Annotated in this window: 16 protein-coding genes; 6 read left to right on the top strand and 10 right to left on the bottom strand. The window is 63.6% G+C overall.

All coding sequences use genetic code 11. From position 1 onward, the window contains the following. Window positions 1-4 precede the first annotated feature (4 nt). Entirely contained in the window at window positions 5-793 is a 789-nt protein-coding gene (locus VMA09_07620) for an SDR family oxidoreductase (GenBank protein HUA33457.1), read from the top strand. On the opposite strand, the gene VMA09_07615 is transcribed toward VMA09_07620, so the two are convergent. Continuing rightward, window positions 790-1,566, bottom strand: coding sequence for a class I SAM-dependent methyltransferase (locus tag VMA09_07615; GenBank protein ID HUA33456.1), 777 nt, complete (start codon window positions 1,564-1,566; stop codon window positions 790-792). The two genes, VMA09_07620 and VMA09_07615, sit on opposite strands and share 4 nt — an antisense overlap. A 163-nt stretch (window positions 1,567-1,729) precedes the next feature. Here VMA09_07615 and VMA09_07610 point away from each other — a divergent pair, with 163 nt between their 5' ends. Next, window positions 1,730-2,500, top strand: a complete 771-nt coding sequence (locus tag VMA09_07610; protein HUA33455.1) for a DUF6081 family protein — start codon at window positions 1,730-1,732, stop codon at window positions 2,498-2,500. Between the two features lie 7 nt (window positions 2,501-2,507). On the opposite strand, the gene VMA09_07605 is transcribed toward VMA09_07610, so the two are convergent. Both VMA09_07605 and VMA09_07600 read right to left on the bottom strand, forming a co-directional pair. Further along, window positions 2,508-3,290 carry an SDR family oxidoreductase gene (locus VMA09_07605; GenBank protein ID HUA33454.1) on the bottom strand — a complete coding sequence of 261 codons (783 nt, stop codon included), beginning with the start codon at window positions 3,288-3,290 and terminating at the stop codon, window positions 2,508-2,510. A 33-nt stretch (window positions 3,291-3,323) separates the two neighbouring features. Continuing rightward, window positions 3,324-5,222: an alkaline phosphatase family protein gene (locus tag VMA09_07600; GenBank protein ID HUA33453.1), complete on the bottom strand. Its 1,899-nt coding sequence runs from the start codon at window positions 5,220-5,222 to the stop codon at window positions 3,324-3,326. A gap of 163 nt (window positions 5,223-5,385) precedes the next feature. Here VMA09_07600 and VMA09_07595 point away from each other — a divergent pair, with 163 nt between their 5' ends. Then, window positions 5,386-5,727 (top strand): polymer-forming cytoskeletal protein, encoded by a 342-nt coding sequence (locus VMA09_07595; protein ID HUA33452.1) that lies wholly within the window; start codon window positions 5,386-5,388, stop codon window positions 5,725-5,727. Between the two features lie 5 nt (window positions 5,728-5,732). Here the strand turns inward: VMA09_07595 and VMA09_07590 are convergent, their stop codons facing one another. After that, on the bottom strand, window positions 5,733-6,314 hold the full coding sequence (locus VMA09_07590) for a hypothetical protein (GenBank protein HUA33451.1): 582 nt from the start codon (window positions 6,312-6,314) through the stop codon (window positions 5,733-5,735). 104 nt (window positions 6,315-6,418) lie between these two features. On the opposite strand from VMA09_07590, the gene VMA09_07585 reads away from it, so the two are divergent. From VMA09_07585 to VMA09_07575, 3 genes are all read left to right on the top strand, one after another. After that, complete coding sequence (locus VMA09_07585) at window positions 6,419-7,879, top strand: acetyl-CoA hydrolase/transferase C-terminal domain-containing protein (protein ID HUA33450.1); 1,461 nt, start codon at window positions 6,419-6,421, stop codon at window positions 7,877-7,879. Between the two features lie 177 nt (window positions 7,880-8,056). After that, window positions 8,057-8,266 (top strand): helix-turn-helix domain-containing protein, encoded by a 210-nt coding sequence (locus tag VMA09_07580; GenBank protein ID HUA33449.1) that lies wholly within the window; start codon window positions 8,057-8,059, stop codon window positions 8,264-8,266. An 85-nt stretch (window positions 8,267-8,351) separates the two neighbouring features. Beyond that, the gene (locus VMA09_07575) at window positions 8,352-9,533 is read left to right on the top strand and encodes an aminotransferase class I/II-fold pyridoxal phosphate-dependent enzyme (protein HUA33448.1); all 1,182 of its coding nucleotides are present in this window, start codon (window positions 8,352-8,354) and stop codon (window positions 9,531-9,533) included. On the opposite strand, the gene VMA09_07570 is transcribed toward VMA09_07575, so the two are convergent. From VMA09_07570 to VMA09_07545, 6 genes are read right to left on the bottom strand one after another with little or no spacing between them, the layout of a single operon-like run. Beyond that, complete coding sequence (locus VMA09_07570) at window positions 9,530-9,940, bottom strand: hypothetical protein (GenBank protein ID HUA33447.1); 411 nt, start codon at window positions 9,938-9,940, stop codon at window positions 9,530-9,532. The genes VMA09_07575 and VMA09_07570 overlap by 4 nt on opposite strands. Window positions 9,941-9,987: 47 nt before the next feature. After that, a complete protein-coding gene (locus VMA09_07565; GenBank protein HUA33446.1) occupies window positions 9,988-10,545 on the bottom strand; it encodes a hypothetical protein in 558 nt (185 codons plus the stop codon). A gap of 1 nt (window position 10,546) precedes the next feature. Then, window positions 10,547-13,132 carry a VWA domain-containing protein gene (locus tag VMA09_07560; protein ID HUA33445.1) on the bottom strand — a complete coding sequence of 862 codons (2,586 nt, stop codon included), beginning with the start codon at window positions 13,130-13,132 and terminating at the stop codon, window positions 10,547-10,549. Beyond that, window positions 13,125-14,984, bottom strand: coding sequence for a VWA domain-containing protein (locus VMA09_07555; GenBank protein ID HUA33444.1), 1,860 nt, complete (start codon window positions 14,982-14,984; stop codon window positions 13,125-13,127). Before VMA09_07555 ends, VMA09_07560 begins: the two co-directional genes overlap by 8 nt. 4 nt (window positions 14,985-14,988) lie before the next feature. Further along, window positions 14,989-15,894 (bottom strand): DUF58 domain-containing protein, encoded by a 906-nt coding sequence (locus tag VMA09_07550; GenBank protein ID HUA33443.1) that lies wholly within the window; start codon window positions 15,892-15,894, stop codon window positions 14,989-14,991. Between the two features lie 10 nt (window positions 15,895-15,904). Continuing rightward, window positions 15,905-16,945, bottom strand: coding sequence for a MoxR family ATPase (locus VMA09_07545; GenBank protein ID HUA33442.1), 1,041 nt, complete (start codon window positions 16,943-16,945; stop codon window positions 15,905-15,907). Window position 16,946: the final 1 nt, after the last annotated feature.

Below are 16,946 nucleotides of genomic sequence, written 5' to 3'. Positions count from 1 at the left end.
AACCATGGCATCAAGCAACGTACTCGACGCGTTTTCCCTTGAAGGCAAGGCCGCGCTCGTGATTGGCGCCGAACAGGCCGTCGGCGCGGCCGCCGCCGTCACGCTCGCGGAGGCCGGCGCGAAAGTGCTGGTCGCATCGCAGGACCCCGGGACGGACAAGGCGCTCAAGGAAGTCGCCAAGGCGGTGCAGGCCGCCAACGGCAACAAGACCACGATTCGCACGCAGAACGCAGCGATTCGCGCCGACCTCAGCGCAACCGCCGATCTCGCGGTCAAGGAACTGGGCGGATTGCATATCCTCGTCAACGCGCTCGACGTTCCCGCCTTCGGTCCCGCCGAATCCGCCGACGACAGCGCCTTCGATCGCATCATGGAGAACAATCTCAAGACGGTCTGGATGTCCTGCCAGGAGGCGTCGCGCGTGATGCTCAAGCAGGGCGGCGGCGCGATCGTGAACATCACGTCGGTGATGGCCGAGCGCGGAGTGCCGGGCGCGGCGCTCTACTGCGCGGCGAAGGCGGGAGTGCTCAACCTGACGCGCGCACTGGCGCTCGAATGGGCGCGGCGCGGAATCCGCGTCAATGCGATCGAAGCCGGATGGCTCGACGATGCGGCGAGTCCCGCCAACAAGGACGACGAGTTCAGCAAGACGCTGCTGAAATATCTGCCCGACAACAAGCTGATCAAACCGCAAGAGCTCGGCGGCGCACTGCTTTATCTCGTCTCGTCGGCGGCGGGATTCGTAACCGGCGAGTCGATCGCGGTCGATGGGGGATTACGCGCGCGCGTCTAGCGCTCGGCTATCGTAAACAAGTAGTCACCGCCGTCCCATATATAGCGGCGTATGACATCCTTGATGCGCCCGCTCTGAATGTCGGCGGCAAGACGCTCGACCCCGCGGTTGATCTCATCCTGATCGTAAGACGCAGCGAAGCAGGAAATTCCCGCCCGCACTCGGGGATCGAGATAAAGCTCGGGCCTTTTCTTACCGCAATAAAGAAACCAGTCTTTCAAATCGTCGGTAACTTCGTATTTCTCAGTCGTCACGATTTTGAGTCCTGCCGCGCCAAGCGCGCCGCCCAGCTCATACCTCGCGAGCGGCTCGGCGGCCTGTTCCATCGTGCGCGGGAAATACTCGATCAACCAGTAGTGATGGAGTTGCTCGGCGGTGCCGTTCAGCACCACGAAGCGCGATCCCGGTTTGAGCACGCGGCGAATGTCACGGAACGCGGCGATCGGATCGCGGATGTGATGGTGCACGAATGTCATCGTGGCGCCGGCGAAAGTCTCACTGCGAAACGGAATTGCCTGCGCATCGGCGCGGTGCCAAAAGACCTCGCGCGATTTTTCAACGGCGCTCGCGAGCATAATCGGCGAAAGCTCGATGGCATAGATCGCAAGCCCCGCGCGGCGCATCGCGATCGTGTAGTTGCCCGTGCCCGAGCCGACGTCGAGATACCGCGCACCCGGTTTCGGCCCGAGATGATGCAGGATTCGCGACAGCAGATAAGGATCGGCCTGCCGCGTCGTGTCGTACCCAACTCCGATCTTGTCGTAGAGCGCCATCGTCTGACCTATAACGCGACCAACCAAACGATGCGACGACTGTTGCGATCGGAGACATTTCCTGAACGAGCGTTCGCTTGCGCGCGTGTGTTGCGCGTGGTTTCGTCATTGGCGCGGCGAGCGGTTCTCCGCCTCCGACATTTTTGATTCGGGTTTTGATTTCATGAGCACGCGTGCAACTTCGGCTGCCGAAGAGATTATCGAGTACAACAATTTCGCCTCGGCGATTACCGGCGAAGGCGATTGGATGATTGGCGGATTTCCCACGCCGGACGGCGGATTCTGGCATTACAAGGAACCCGACGCGGTCGTGATCGTGCAGGACGGTTATCTGCGCGTCTCCGCCGTGCCCTACAGCCGCTCGCATAGCACGATCCAGTTTCTCGACAATGCCAAGCACATGTACTTCAGCACGCGCACCTTCGCTTGCCCGCCCGGCGGCACGATTTCGTTCGCGCTCGATCTCGCCGCGACGATCGTGAACAGCAAGCCGGGCGATCTTTATGACGGTTTCGTATCGTTCAACGTCCTCGATTTCTCGACCGGCGCGGCGCTCGATTTCTTTGTCGGCAACGACGTGTTCGCGACGGTTTATGGCAAGCTGCCGTTTCCCGGGGTGCCGGTCGTCGAGCCCGCTCACGGCCCGCGCAACTTCTGCCTCTTCGAGGAAACCCGCGGCACCACCACGCCGGGCAAGCTCCATCACTTCGAGATCGTTTACGATTCCGCGGCCGACAAGATCACCTTCATCGCCGATGGCGACGAGGTGCGCGCCTACTCGAACGTCCCGTTCAAGCTCGGTCCGAGCACACTCGCACTCGGCCTCATGAGCGAAAAGGATATCGCGCCCGGAACCGGCAGTGTCTCATGCCACGGCCAGGGTGCGGTCGGCAAATGGGGCAATATCAAGATCAAGCTGACGCCCCTGAAGTAACTGACTGTTACTTCGCAATCGGAAACGCGAGCGACAGGCCGCCATCGACCATGATCGTCTGCGCGGTCAGGTAGCTTGTCGCGGGAAGGCAGATCAGCGCTGCCATCGCGGCGATCTCTTCCAGCTTCGGCAGGCGCTTCAGGGCGCAGCGCTCGCGCGAGCGGCGGCTGAATTCCTCGTAGGTGTCGCCAAGCGCCTCGGCGTACATCCGCGCCGAGTCGGTATCGATGTACCCAACGTTGATGCCGTTGACCGTTATTCCGCGCGGCCCCAGCTCAAAGGCGAAGTCGCGCACCATGGCTTCCAGGGCCGCCTTGGCGGCCGCGAGCGCACCGTGCAGCGGCAGGTTCCGGATTGAATCGATGCCCGAGATCATCAGGATGCGGCCGCCGTCGCCCATCACCTTGTTGGCCTCCTGGATCATCGCGACGAAGCCGTTGACGCTGAGCGCGAAGGTGCGGGCGAGGTTGTGCGGCTTCATCTGGAGCAACGGCTTGAATGCGGTCGCGGCTGCGTTCGCGATCAGAATGTCGAGGCGGCCGCCGAGCTGGCGCGCGGCGTCGATGACCATCTGGCGGGTCGCGGCGTCATCTTCGAGGTCGGCTTTGACGAGAAACGATTTCGGCGCGATCGCGCGAATCTCGCCGAGCGTGCGCTCGGCGCTCGCTTCGTCGCGGCGATAGTTGAGCGCGAGTGTGGCGCCGAGCTTGGCGAGCTCGAACGCGATCGCGCGCCCAAGTCCACGCGTGCCTCCCGTGACAAGCGCAGTTTTGTTCTTCAGATCCAGCATGCGCGCGAGTTTACCAGCAATTCTGTGGGGCGATCATCTCGCGGACAATTCGCCATAGAGCAGGCGGCGCAAATCTTCGCGAATCGGCGAGCCGTCGCCGCTCAGATTGCGGGGATTGAAATCCGGATGCTCGATCACGATCAGCAGCTCGCCGTCCGCCGCATCGGCCGGAGTCGCGAACGCGACGCGGCCATCCTCGAGCGTGACGGCGCTCGCCAGCAGCGCATCCCCGCGGCGCAGTTCGACAAGCGCGCCGCTGACTGGAGGATGCTCGCCGTCCGGCAGATGGTCATTGTCGCGAACAATCACGCGAAGGCTGCGAAGATCGCGCGCGCGCTCGATTTCGACGTTGAGATCGCGAAGATAAATGATTGGCTCGGCGAAGATACCTTTGATTCCGACGCTGGCCGGCTCGGCCGCAGGATTCGCCTTGAGGTCGATGCGCTGCGCCGCCATCCCGTGATCGGAAGTGACGACGAACAGCGTGCTGTCGAGGATGCCGCGCCCCTTCAGCATCGCGAGCAACTGCCCGATGCGCCGATCGGTGCGGTAGAGCGCTTCGCGCAGACCCTCGTGATGCGGGCCGTAGTCGTGGCCGGCGCCATCGGTCAGCACGAACTCGTGCGCGACGAATACCGGCGGCACTTGGCAATGCTCGAAGAGCGCGATCGCCTGCGCCATCCCGCGCACGTCAACGATCTCCTCGCGATGCATCGCGGGGATGCCGTCAGCCATCCAGCGCGGGCTCACGTCGTCCGCCATCTCCGCCGTGAGCGCCTTGAGGCGCGCCTTGTCGCCCACGATTCGCCGCTCGAAGACCGCGTGGTCGGCGCCGCGTCCCTGCGGCTCATGAATCGAAGCGGTGATCGCGCTCGCACCCTTGACGCGCTTGAACGCCTCGTAGAGCGTTTCGACTTCGTGATTCAGGAAGCGCTCGGTCTCGAAGATGTTGCCCTGAATCGGCACGGTCTCGCGATGCTCGCGCAGGTGGAACGTCGGGTTGACGACATCGTGATGCCCGCACCAGGTGCCAGTCAGGATCGTCGAATGGCTCGGCCACGTGATGCTGGGGAAGTTGACGATCGAGCCGTGCGAGAGCATCGCGCCCTGCGCGACGAGGCGCGCGAGATTCGGGATCGCATCGGCGTTGCTCTCGAGCTGATAGACGAGCTCCGAATGCGAAAGCCCATCGAGCAGGATCATGTAAACGCGCTCGGCCCTCGGGACCGATGAATCGATGACCTCGTCAAGGACGCTTCCGTCCTGGCGCTCGAGGTAAACGTCGGCGCGTTGGCCGGCGGCATCGATTCCACGAATCGTTGGGAAGTCCAATAGCGCCGCAATCGTCGGCGCAACGTCGACATGGCGCGCCGCGAGCTTGAACTTACCCGCGCGCACTCCAGGTCCGCTGAATATAAGCGGCGCGCGCGACTGAACGACATCGAGTGCGCCATGCTGGCCCGGCTGGATACCGTAGGCGTAGGCCTTGGGACTGACGATCAGGTCGGGACCGCGCGGACTGTCGAAGACCTGCGCGATTCGCTCGTAGGCGTGCGGATGGGTGAGCGTATGCGGCTCGAAGAACGCGCGATTTGAATCCTCGGTCGGGTTGCCGCTTGCGCGAGCTGCGTCGAGCTCCTCTTCGATCGTCGAGACGGCGAAGGGGTCTTGATTCACGACCGGGTTGTCACCGATCTGTTCGATGATCTCGAACTCGATCGCGCCTGTCGCACCGATCAATCGCCTGAACCTGATCATCCCGCGTTGCGACCAGATTTCATAAGCGCCGTCGCGCCAGGTGGCAACGAGATCGACCTCGTCACCCGCGCGCGTGGTCTTGAGCAGCGCCGCGATCGCGCGGTCGCCCGATTCGTACTGATTTGGATCGAGGCCCTGACCGCCGCGGCGTTCGGGTCCGTGTTCACGATTCATCAAGCCTGCTCCGGCATTTCGATTCTTACGAGCGCTGATACGCGAAAGCATCGCCAATCGCGCAACTGCCCTGTTTACAGGGCGTTCACATCGACATCGTTTGCGCACGCGCGCGAATGCTGGCAATAGTGTGACGCCAATCTTTCAAAAGGCAACTGGTAATATGGCGAATCTCGACGACAGCAGCTTTGAATCACGCATCGGCAAAGGCACCAAGGCGTCCGGAAAACTTACGTTTCGCGGACCCGTGAAAATTGAAGGCGAAGCGGACGGCGAAATCACGGGCGACGAGGTCGTGATCGCAAACGGCGCGGTGGTGAGCGCGCGAATCGCGGCGACTCGCGTCACGATCGCGGGTGCATTCAGCGGCGAGGTCAATGCGCGTGAGCGCGTCGAGCTGATGCCGACGGCGCGCGCGCAATGCACGATCAGCACGCCCAGCCTGGTGCTTAACGAGGGCGCGCAGTTCGACGGCGATTGCAAGATGCCGCGCAAGGCGGCCTGACGCGCTCAACGAATCAGGCGGGCTTCGAGCCCCCGATTGTCGCGCCGCAGCAGCAGGCGGCCCTCGGCATCGATTTCGATTTCCTCGGAGTCACCCATCCGTGGTTCATAAATCCATTTTGACGCGCCGTCGCCGGCGCTTCGGCACGATTGCTTATAGGTCGATGCGACCAGGGTACTCGAATCGATCGCGGCGACGCGCCCGGTCCATCGCGTCTGCCCGCGCGCGCGGATGTGTGCGATCGTGAGCGCGCGGAAGATCTGCAGCTCCGCATCGACCTCGCGATAGCGCCCGAGCTTGGTCGTAACGACGTTGCGGCCGGCGAGCGCACTCACGTTGCCACTGAGAAAATCCTCGACGCCCTCGTAGCTCGCGTTGCGCACGAACGGTCCGCGGCTGTAGCGTAGCGCGATGCGCGAGACGACGCCGTTGGAATCGAGCTCGGCTTCGACTTCGTAGCGATCCGATCCGGCAGGCGGCTTTCTCGAGCCCGTGATCTTCGCGCCGGAAAGAGTTTCCTCCTCGATTGCGATTAGCTCGCCGCCGCGCCGAATCTCGTAGCGAAAGGTCTCCGCAGGCAGGATCATTTTGCTCGCAAGCTAGCTGCTCGACGATGCTGGAACAAGTTTGCGCGTCCGGCGCCGCTCAGACATTGTTGGCTCGCGGCAGCTTTCATTCAAAGGATCACATCATGAACTGGCAGGAGCACTTCGAGTCGCGGCAGATCTCGATCGAGCAGGCGGCGCGGCTGGTCAAGGCCGGGATGCGCGTGCATTTCCCGCTCGCGGGCGGGACGATCATGCAGCGCGCCCTGGCGGCGCGCGCTCATGAGCTGCACGGCTCGGTCGATGTGCGGGTCTCGTCGCCGCTGGCCGATCCCGGATGGTTCGGCGGCGACATGAGCACCATCTTCAAACTCGAGTTCGAGCTTTTCATCGGTAATATCGGCCGCCCCGCGCACGATGCTCATCGCGGGTCTTACCTGCCGAATCTTTTTACAACGGGACTCAAAGCGCACAACGAGCGGCCGGACGAGGAGAAGCCGATCGACATCACGTTCGTCAACGTGACGCCGCCGAACGCGAAGGGCTTCGTCAGCTTCGGACCGCATCAGTGGAACAAGCGGATGTACGTGCGGGCGGCGCGGATGGCGGTGGCGGAGGTCGATAAGAATCTGACGCGCACGCATGGCGACGTCTGGATGCACGTGTCGGAGTTCGATTACTTCGTCGAGGGCACGCCGCCGGCGCTCGATGCCGCCACGCTCGACCGCGAGCTCGCCGCGATGGACGCGGGCAAGCGCGACGAGGTCCGCGCGATCGTCGCCGAGGCGGGAATCGAGCGCGTGCTGCCGATCGCGCAATACCTCCAGCGGATGGCGCCGACGGAAGTGCGCGTGCTGCTCGGAATCGCACCGCCGCCGGAACAATACAAGCCAATCGCGGGCTATCTCACCGAGCTTATCGAGGACGGCACGACGATCCAGATCGGCGTCGGCGATCCGAGCGCGCAGATGCCGCGCCTCGGCGCCTTCGATACCAAGCATGACCTGGGATTGCATACCGAGATGGTCGCGCCGGGCATCGCCAAGCTCGTCGATCGCGGGGTTATCAACGGCAGGCGCAAAACTCTACACCGTGGCAAAGCGGTGGCGGTCGCATGGTCGGGCTCGGACGCCGAGGACCTGAAGATAATCGACGACAATCCCGCCTTTGAGCTCTTCGACCCGGAGTATGTGCTGAAGCTATCGACCCTGACCGCGAACTATCGCCAGACCTCGATTAACAACGCGTTGAGTGTCGATCTCACGGGGCAAATCAACTCCGAGACTGTGCTTGGCGCGCGAATGATGAATGGGACCGGCGGCCAGCCCGAGACTCACTTGGGCGCCTTCATGTGTCCGGGCGGCCGCGCGATAACGCTGCTGCCCTCGACCGCGATGGGCGGCGCGATCTCGCGAATCGTGGCGCAATTCGAGCCGGGAGCGCTGGTCACGGTGCCACGCTACTTTGCGGATACAATTGTTACAGAATACGGAATCGCGCGTTTATTGGGCAAAACCCATCGCGAAAGGGCGCATGAACTTATCTCCGTAGCCCATCCCGATCATCGGGCAGAGCTGCGCGAGGCAGCATCCCGACTGTTCGGATGACGGCATTTGCACCGTTTAACTGTTGGAAATTCACCAGGAGTTTAGGGAACATAGCCAAAGATTCGCATCAAAGGTACAATCAGACCGCTAGAAGGGGGGTGTGGCTAAGTTCGAGTTTTGTGATAGCGTAACGCCGCAGTTAAGCAGAGTAAGCTAAATTAAAGGTCGCAGGATCACATGCAGCCATCGGCAAAAGTCCTAACGGTCAACGAACTCGCCGAATACCTGCGAGTGCATCGCTCGACTATCTATCGACTTCTCAAGAAGGGCCAGCTGCCCGGTTTCAAGATCGGCAGCGACTGGCGCTTCAACGTGGAAGTCATTGACGAGTGGCGCCTCAAGCAGGGTGCTTCAGTCCTCGAGTCGGCGCGCGAAGAGGAAGACTAGGGCCTCCTCGTATCCTCCCGGCAGCCCCCTCCTGGATCACGGCAAGTTGTTCCGCCGTCCCGCTCCCGCGTAGACTGGGCTCTCGATGCCCACTGACGTTAGCGTAAAGACCCACTCTTTCACCGAATCTGTGATTCGGGAGATGACGCGGCGCGCGCTCAAGACCGGCGCCGTCAACCTCGCGCAGGGATTCCCCGACTTCGCCGCGCCGAGCGTCCTCAAGGAAGCGGCCAAGCGCGCGATCGACGAGGAATACAACCAGTACGCGATCACCCACGGCTCGCCCAACTTCCGCCGCGCAATCGCCGACAAAGCCCGCCTCTACAACGGCATCGAATGCGACCCCGACGCCAATATCACCGTGACCTGCGGCGCGACCGAGGCGATGGTCGCGACGATGCTCGCCGTCATTAACCCGGGCGACGAGGTTATAATCTTCGAGCCGTTCTATGAGAACTACGGTCCCGATGTGATCCTTGCCGGTGCGACGCCGCGCTACGTGGCACTGCGTGATCCGGACTATTCGATCGATCGCACCGAACTCGAGGCGGCTTTCAGCCCGCGCACCAAAGCGATCGTTATCAACACGCCGCACAATCCGAGCGGCAAGGTCTTCACGCGCGCCGAGCTCGAATCGATCGCGGCGCTCTGCCGGCATTACGACACGCTCGCGATAACCGACGAGATCTACGAGCACATCATCTATGGCGGCGCGCGTCATATCTCGATCGCGAGCATGCCGGGGATGGCCGAACGCACGATCACGATCAGCGGGTTGTCGAAGACGTACTCGGTAACGGGATGGCGGCTCGCGTATGCGATCGCAAACGAGCGGCTGACGGCGGCGATTCGCAAGGTGCACGACTTCCTGACAGTCGGCGCACCCCATCCGCTGCAGGAGGCGGGCGCCGTGGCGCTGCGGCTTCCCGAGTCGTTCTATGCGGACCTGGCCGCGATGTACACGCGAAAGCGTACTGCGCTGCTCGAAGCGCTGACTGCGGCGGGTCTTAAATGCAGCGCGCCGGACGGCGCCTACTACATCATGGCGGATATTGCTGCGCTCGGTTTCCGCGACGATATCGAGGCGGCCAACTTTTTCCTGGAATCAGTCGGAGTCGCGCCGGTGCCGGGCTCAAGCTTTTATCATCGGCCCGAACTTGGGCGCACCAAGTTGCGCTTTACCTTTTCGAAGAGCGACGAGACTATCGCGGCGGCGGCTGAGCGGCTGAAACTGTTGCCCGACAAGATCGCGGCGCGCCGCTCCTAAGCGGCGCCGGCGGTCGGCGGCTTGCCGCCCTTGATCGCGCGCATCCGCGGGCGTTCGATTCCGCCCGACAGATACACCAGCACGGTCCACGCACTGCGCGTCCAGGGATAGCAGGCGATCACGCTCGCGCCCGCGATCGCGCCGAGGATGATGAGCTGCTGTACGTCACTAAGACGGGTTGCAAAGGCAAGCACGCCCCAACTTGCGAGGAATGCGATCGTCGCCACCGCGTAGTCGAGGTACATCGCCCCCAGCGATTCGCCGGGATCCTTCCAGAACACGACGTGACATCGCGGGCAGGTGCGATTCATCCGGAAATGAGAGCTGAAGATCTGGCCGCGGCCGCATACCGGACAGAGCCGGCCTAGCGCTCGCTTGATCAGTACCGATGCCGACTCGGTCGCCATGAAAATTATTCTGACGCGCGCGCCGTTCGGAGGCTAGCGCGATCGTACTATTTCGCTTCGAGACTCGGCGCGGGAGTGCCGGGTTGTGACTTGAACCCCTCGGGCAGGTCGCGCACCGGCGTGATTCGGATGACGACGATCTGGCCGGCGGCGAACTTCTTTTCGCTCGGCCGCGCGAAGCCCAGGCGCGCGAGCGTGTACTTGCGCGGGATACCGTCGATGATCTCCTGCTGCGAGGCCTTGTCGGTGAGAATCGCGGCTTTGCCAATGAAAGCCGGACCGTCGCTCGTGCCGATCCAGATCATGGCTGGGCTGCCGCGGCCGATGCGTTTCGCCTTCCAGCTCTTCGGCGAGGTCTGAATTAACAAAGAGTTATCCTTGGAGACGAGAAACCACACCGGCACGGCCCTGCTCTGATTGCCGTCTTTGCGGACCGTCGCGATGTAGATGTAGCTCGCGTCCGACATCGCTTTCAGGTCACGCGCCGACGTGTCCGCGCTTGCCCCGCTCGCCGCCAGCATGAGCGAAGCGATCAAGAATGCAACTGCTGCGATTCCCACTCGGCGCATCGGATTGCCCTCTTCTGGACGGTTGATTGTGAGCATCTCAGTCGCCGAGGAAGCGGCGGCGCACGAAAACTTCGCCAAGGAAGAACGCGATCACAATCGGCAGCACGAACGGCGCGGCGCTGATGCGCACCGGAACCAGCGACCCGGTGTGGTGCACGATCTCACTATCAGGCGCGTCATAGCCGCCGTGGGTCGCCGAACCCAACTGCCGCAGCAGGTCGAGGTTTGGCGGACGAATCCTGAGCTCCGCCGCGTCAGCCGCAATCGAGCCCGGCGTCGCAAACTGGCGCTGCTCGATGATGCGCTCGTTGTCGCCGGCCTTGAGCATCAAGGTCGCCGTATATTTGCCGCGCGGCAGCGGTCCGATTTCGGCGCGGTACAGCGACGAATCAGTCTGCGTCATCGCGATATCGGTCGCATGGCCCTGGCCCGTGATGCGGCAAACCAGGTTGCTGACGGGATTGGTGTCGGCTTTTTCAGCCTCGACCGCGATCGATCCATCGCCGGCGTGCGACACGCGCATCGTAAACGGACCTGAATCGCCTGCGCGCATCGCCCACGTCGCGAGCTGCGACCAGAACTCCGCGTAGCGGTTCCACCTGATCCAACTGAGCGTCGCCAGCGAATCCGGATCGGCTGAAAAAATCGCCGTACGTCCGAGTCCGTATTGCCACGCCGCCAGCAACGGTGCGCTGCGATCGCCACGCGTCACTTGCAGCGGCACCTGCGCGCCGGTCTTGGCAGTGGTCGAGGCGAAGAAATCGATCGGCGGAATTTCGCTGCTTTTGATGCCGTTCAGGATTGCGCTGGGCTGGCCCGCCGCGACTGAGGTGCGGCCTTGCTTGCGCCGATTCATCGCCTCGCGGGTGAGACCAACCAGCAGCAGCGGCAGCTTCTCGATATCCTGGACGCGGTAGAATACCCCGCCGGTCGCCTGCGCGAAGTCCTGCAACAGCTCGAGGTTCGCGAGATCGGGGCCGATACGAATCGTCGAGACCGGGATTTTCTCGCGCGCAAAGCTCGCGATCAGATCGTCGTGGTCGTGATACTGCCGGTTGGTGTCGCCGTCGGTGAGCAGAATCACCTGGCGCACTGCGATTCCGCTCTGGAGGATTTCGCGCTCCGCGATTTCCAGCGCGTCCTTGAAATCCGTTCCGCCGCCCGGTTGCAGGCGCTCGATGCGGCTTTCGAGGTCGCTGCGATCGTCACCGAGCTGCTCGAGATGGCCCAGCACGTAGGGCTGCGAATCGAATGCGATCACGCCCGCGTAGTCGGTGTCGTCGAGTTGGCGCAGCAGCGCGATCGCGGCTTCCTTGGCGTAGCGGATGCGCTCGCCGTCACGCACCGCGGGCGAGCGCGAGTCGTAACTCATCGAGTTCGAGCGATCGATACAAAGATAGACCGCGATCGGCTCGCGCGAAGGCGGCGGCGGTTGCATTTCGAAGCTCACCGGCAGCGCCTTCTCGAGCTCGCTGCCGCGAAAGCCGTCTTCGCGCAGCGTGTCGCCGGTCGCGATGAGCCCGCCGCCCAGCTCTGCGACGTAGCGATTGAGCGCATGCTGCATCTCGGGCGTCAGCTCGGCGGACGGAACGTCGTCGAGGATGACAAGCTGATAGACCAGGTAATCAACGGGATTAGTGCTGAGGCTGCGCGGCGAGACGATATCGATGCGGTAGCCGCGCATCTTGAGCGCCGTGACGAGGCTCTCTGGCGGCGTGGCGGAAACGATCATGACGCGCGGCGGCGCGGTCACCGAGATCGCGGCCTCGGCGCGCGGATTGATCGCAACGCGCGGCCCGGTGACCGCGATCTCCGCGCCCATCACGAATGCGCCGCCGGCGTTCAGCCGGTACGGCAGGTCGAATCGATTCAGCCCGGATTTGAGCGTCACAGCTTCGGCGCCCACCGCCGTGCCATCCTGGTAGAGTCTCAGCGAGGCGCTCACCGGCGCGGCCGCTTCGCTCTCAACCGCGATCTGGAAATCGAACTGCTGGCCGGAACGGACGACCTCGGGCGCGGCGAATTCCGTAAGCGCGACGCGCTCGGTAGAAGACGGCGGCGGCGCGGAACCGAATACGCGCACGCCGCTTTCGACCAGCGCCGGAATCGAGGCGCGCGCGGAATCTTGCGTTTCGTTGCCGTCGCTAAGCAGCACGATTCGTCCGTCAGCATCGGAAGGAAGCAGGCTCTGGGCCGTCACGAGAGCGTCGGAAATATTGGTCGCACCCGAGTCAGCGCTGCCACGAAAGGAACCGACCAGGCGCGGATCGGAAAGCGGCACGAGCAGCCGCGCGTCGCGGCCAAAGCCAATCACGGCGAGCTCGTCGCGCGGCGACATCGCGCGCCGCAGTTGCGCGACGCGATCGCGCATCCACGAGTCCTGGTCGGGCGCGATCGAGCGCGACTGGTCGAGCGCGGCGATAATCGCAAGTTTGCGTGCCGCTACGTGACCAGGAATTTTGAACCCCGCGACCATCGCGACCAGGGCCGCGAAACAGGCGGTGCGCAGCACCAGCGACAATGCGCCGAAGCCAAACCGCCCGCCGCGAATCGCGAGCAGCGCCGGAGCCGCGACTACAGGCAGCAGCAGCATCAGCCAGAGCAGCCCGGGGCGATCAAACATGGCGCATTCCCCATCGCCCCGCGCGCCGCGCCAGCATCGCAGATTCCGCGAGCAGCGCCAGCATCGCCATCAGCGCCAGCACGATCAGCATCGGCTGGATCTGCGGCTCACGCGGCGGCGCCGGAATCGACGCTAGCTCCCGCTGCGGCGATTTAGCCGACGTGACCTGCGTCACTGCCGTGTCGGACTCGATCGCGTCATAGTAGTTGGCGAAGACCTGCACCGAACTCTTGCCGTTATCGACCTTGTATCGCCCCGCCATCAACGGGCGCAGTACGATTCGCCCCGACTTGTCAGGCGTGACGGTCTGCACAGAGCCGTCAGGCGAAGTGATCTTCGCCGGACCGGATGCGGGCAGATTGACGTAGGTTCCGGTCGCGACGATTTGAACATTGGCCGGCGTGACGAGGCGCTTAATGAGGTCCACCGTCCCGACGAGCGCGTCGAGATGGTCCGGGTCGAGCAGCATCCGGTCGCGCACGTCGAATGCGATCACGCCGACGCTGCCGTTCTCGCCCTGGCCGATCGCGGCGACCGGCATGCGACCCTTCCCGGGAAGGGTCGCACTCGACGTGACTTCCATCCACTCCGGCATCGCGAGAATCCGCGTCGCGCCGATCGGAAGTCCGTTGCCGCCACTCTGCGTTGCGCCGTGAAGCTCAGCGCCGCTCGCGGTTCCATCGATCGTCAATCCGGGGATGAGCTTGGACGCACCCGCGGGCGGGAACACCAGCAAAGTTGAATCGGCGTGCACGGCAGCGTCCGAGTCATGAACGATCGCCAGCGCGAAGTGATCGGAATCGTTGCTCGCAGCATGGTAACTCGCGGGATCGACCGCTTCGATACGGAAATTCGGATTGACGGCGAGCAGCACGCGAGCAAGATCGTCGCGCACCGCCGGATCCGGTGAGACGACGAGCGCATGCAGCGGGACCGCCGCCGTGGCGAGCACGTAGCGATCGTTATCCGCCGCAATCGCATCGGGCGAGGCGATATGCGCGTGAACGATTCCGCCGGCGGGAAGGGGATCGTAGGGGGCGGTGACCTGCTCGCGCGGCGCCAGCATAAGGGTTTGGGCCGCGGCGTCTTTCTCGTCGAGATAGATTTTCAGATCGCAGAGTTGCGGATGCGCCCCGAAGTTGCGAATGCCGACTCGCATTTTGGAGGCACGCGGCACACCTGGATCGAGCGAGACGATGGCAAGATTCGCTTCGTCAGCGGCGACCTGGTGAAAAACGAATTTGCCGGCGGTAGCGATATCGCCGAGCGCCTCGCCGGGTGGCGGCCGGTCGGCGAAGAGATCAATTTCGGCGGCGCCGCGCGCACGCATCAGCGCCGCGCGCAACGCGGCGGGACGCGTCGCGACCGCGATCGCGTTGAGTTTCCCGATTGCGGCGCGCAGTTCCTTTGCATCGGAGGTCGGCGCCTGCGCGAGGTTGGCCTCGAGCGCATAAGTAATGATGCTGAACTGATCGTCGGGATGGGCGTCGGCAATAATGTCCAGGGCCTGGCGTTTGGCGCGATCGAGGCGCGACGAGCCGCTCTCAGTCGCGGTCATGCCCGCGCCGAGTGCGAAGACCAGCGCATGACTGCGGCCGTGAGCCGGCCGCTCCGGAATCCGCACGAAGAAGCCCGCGATCGCGAGCGTGAGGGCGCAGAGCGCCGCAGCTTCGAGCCAGAAGAGCAGATCGAAGCGGACCTGGCGCATGCTCGCTGACGGCGCAGGCACTTCGTCGAACAGCATCAGGCTCGAAACATCGATCGTCGGGCGGGCGCGCGAGCGCAGGTAAATCGCGACCAGGACGGCCAGACTTACGCCCCACAGCAGGTTGCGCGGATCGAGAAATCCCATCGGCTTATCTGACGATCCCGAGCAGCGGCAATTCACGTTCCATGAAATTGTCGAGCGTGCTCGCGCCGAATGCCTGCGCATAAACGACGCCGATCGCCGCGCAAATCGCGCGGATTCGCTCGACCAGTTGTTCGACTTTGCGGCGGCATACCGCGGCGGCTTCCGGGCCGAAGACCGCCTCGCGCATCTCGCCGCTCTCAGCGTCGCGGATTCGATAAAGTCCGGGCGGATAGGCGCCGGTGCTTTCAATCTCTCCCATCACGTGGACGACTTTGACTTCGTGATTTGCCGCAACCAACCGCTTGAGGGCATCCTCGGCCTCGGCGGCCGAAACCAGGAAATCGGAGACGACGACTACGACGCCGCGTGGACGCCGCTCGAGCAAAAGCTGATCGACCGCGGCGCCGAGACGCGTCTCGCCGCCGGCCTGGACCGCGCCCGCGAAGTCCTTGAAATTGAGGTACGATTCGCGCCGGCGATGAAACGGCGTCGTCTCGAGGCACATCTGGCCGCGCCGCACCGAGAATGCGCCGAGGCGGACGGCGTCATTGTCGGCCATCCCGATGTAAGCGAGCGAAGCGCCGACCGCGAGGCCGAGGCCGAGCTTGTCGTCGCTCGTGGGCATACCCATGGAGGCACTCGCATCGACCAGCGCGGTGATTTCGATCTGCCGCTCGGCGCGGAAAGTCCTGATCAACGGCTGGTCGAGGCGCGCCATCGCGTTCCAGTCGAGGAACCTGAGATCGTCGCCTTCGGTATATTCCTTGAAGTTTTCGAGCTCGATTCCGAGCCCTTGAACGCGGCCGATCCGCCGCTCGCCCTGGCGCACCGAGCGTGCGCGCTTGATACCGAGCACGAGCCGGTCGAGCTTGCGCAGATATTCGGGCTCGAACGCACGCGTCTCGAGCATCGCTGCAACCTCAGGCGCGCGCCGCGCGCACCGACTTCAGGACCCGCTCGACAATATGCACGGCGTCGATACCGTCGGAATGCGCGGCGTAGTTGAGCATGATGCGATGGGCGAGGCCGGGGACTGCGACGCGGTCGATATCCTCGCGCGCGACGTTGGCGCGTCCGTCGAGCAGCGCGCGGACCTTCGCACCCAGGATCAGCGCCTGCGCGCCGCGCGGACTCGAGCCGAACAGCACGTAGCGATTGACCATATCATCATGGACGGCGCGCGCCTCATCGGAAACGAAGCGCGAGTTCTGCGGCTGCGTGGCGCGCACGACTCGTGCCGCGTATTGCTCGATCTCGGGCGCCACCATCACCTCGCGCACCAGCTTCTTGAGCGCTTCGATACGCTGCGGCGCCTCGGCGACGTGAAACACCGCCTCGATTCCAGCATCCTCGGGCCCGGTCGTCGAGCTGATGATCCGCGTGAGCTCGGCCTCGTCGGGATAGTTGAGCCGCACCTTGAAGAGGAAGCGATCGAGCTGCGCCTCGGGCAGCGGATAGGTGCCTTCCATCTCGATCGGATTGAGCGTCGCCATCACGAAGTACGGCGGCGGCAGCACGTGCGTGATACCTGCTACGGTCACCTGCAACTCGGCCATCGCCTCAAGCAGCGCGGATTGCGTCTTCGGCGTCGCGCGATTGATCTCGTCGCCGAGCAGGATATGGCAAAAAACGGGACCGGGCTGAAAGGTGAATTCGCGGCGGCCGTCGGCGCCGGTTTCGATAACCCGCGTGCCGGTGATATCGGCCGGCATCAGATCGACAGTGAACTGGATACGATTGAAGCTCAGGTTGAGAGCGAGGCCCAGGGTCTTCACCAGCGTGGTCTTGCCGGTGCCGGGCACGCCTTCGATCAGGACATGGCCGCCGGCGAACAGCGCGGAGAGCATCTCCTCGACAGCCTGTTCATGGCCGATAATCACCTTGTGAATTTCGGCCTGGATTCGGCGGAAGGTCCGCGCAAAATCAGCGACGGTCGGAGTCTCGAGGGCGGCGGAGTCCATA

This window comes from Candidatus Binataceae bacterium (genome assembly GCA_035508495.1).
Taxonomy (GTDB): Bacteria; Desulfobacterota; Binatia; order Binatales; family Binataceae; genus JASHPB01.
This window is presented reverse-complemented; position numbering and strand designations above follow the sequence as displayed.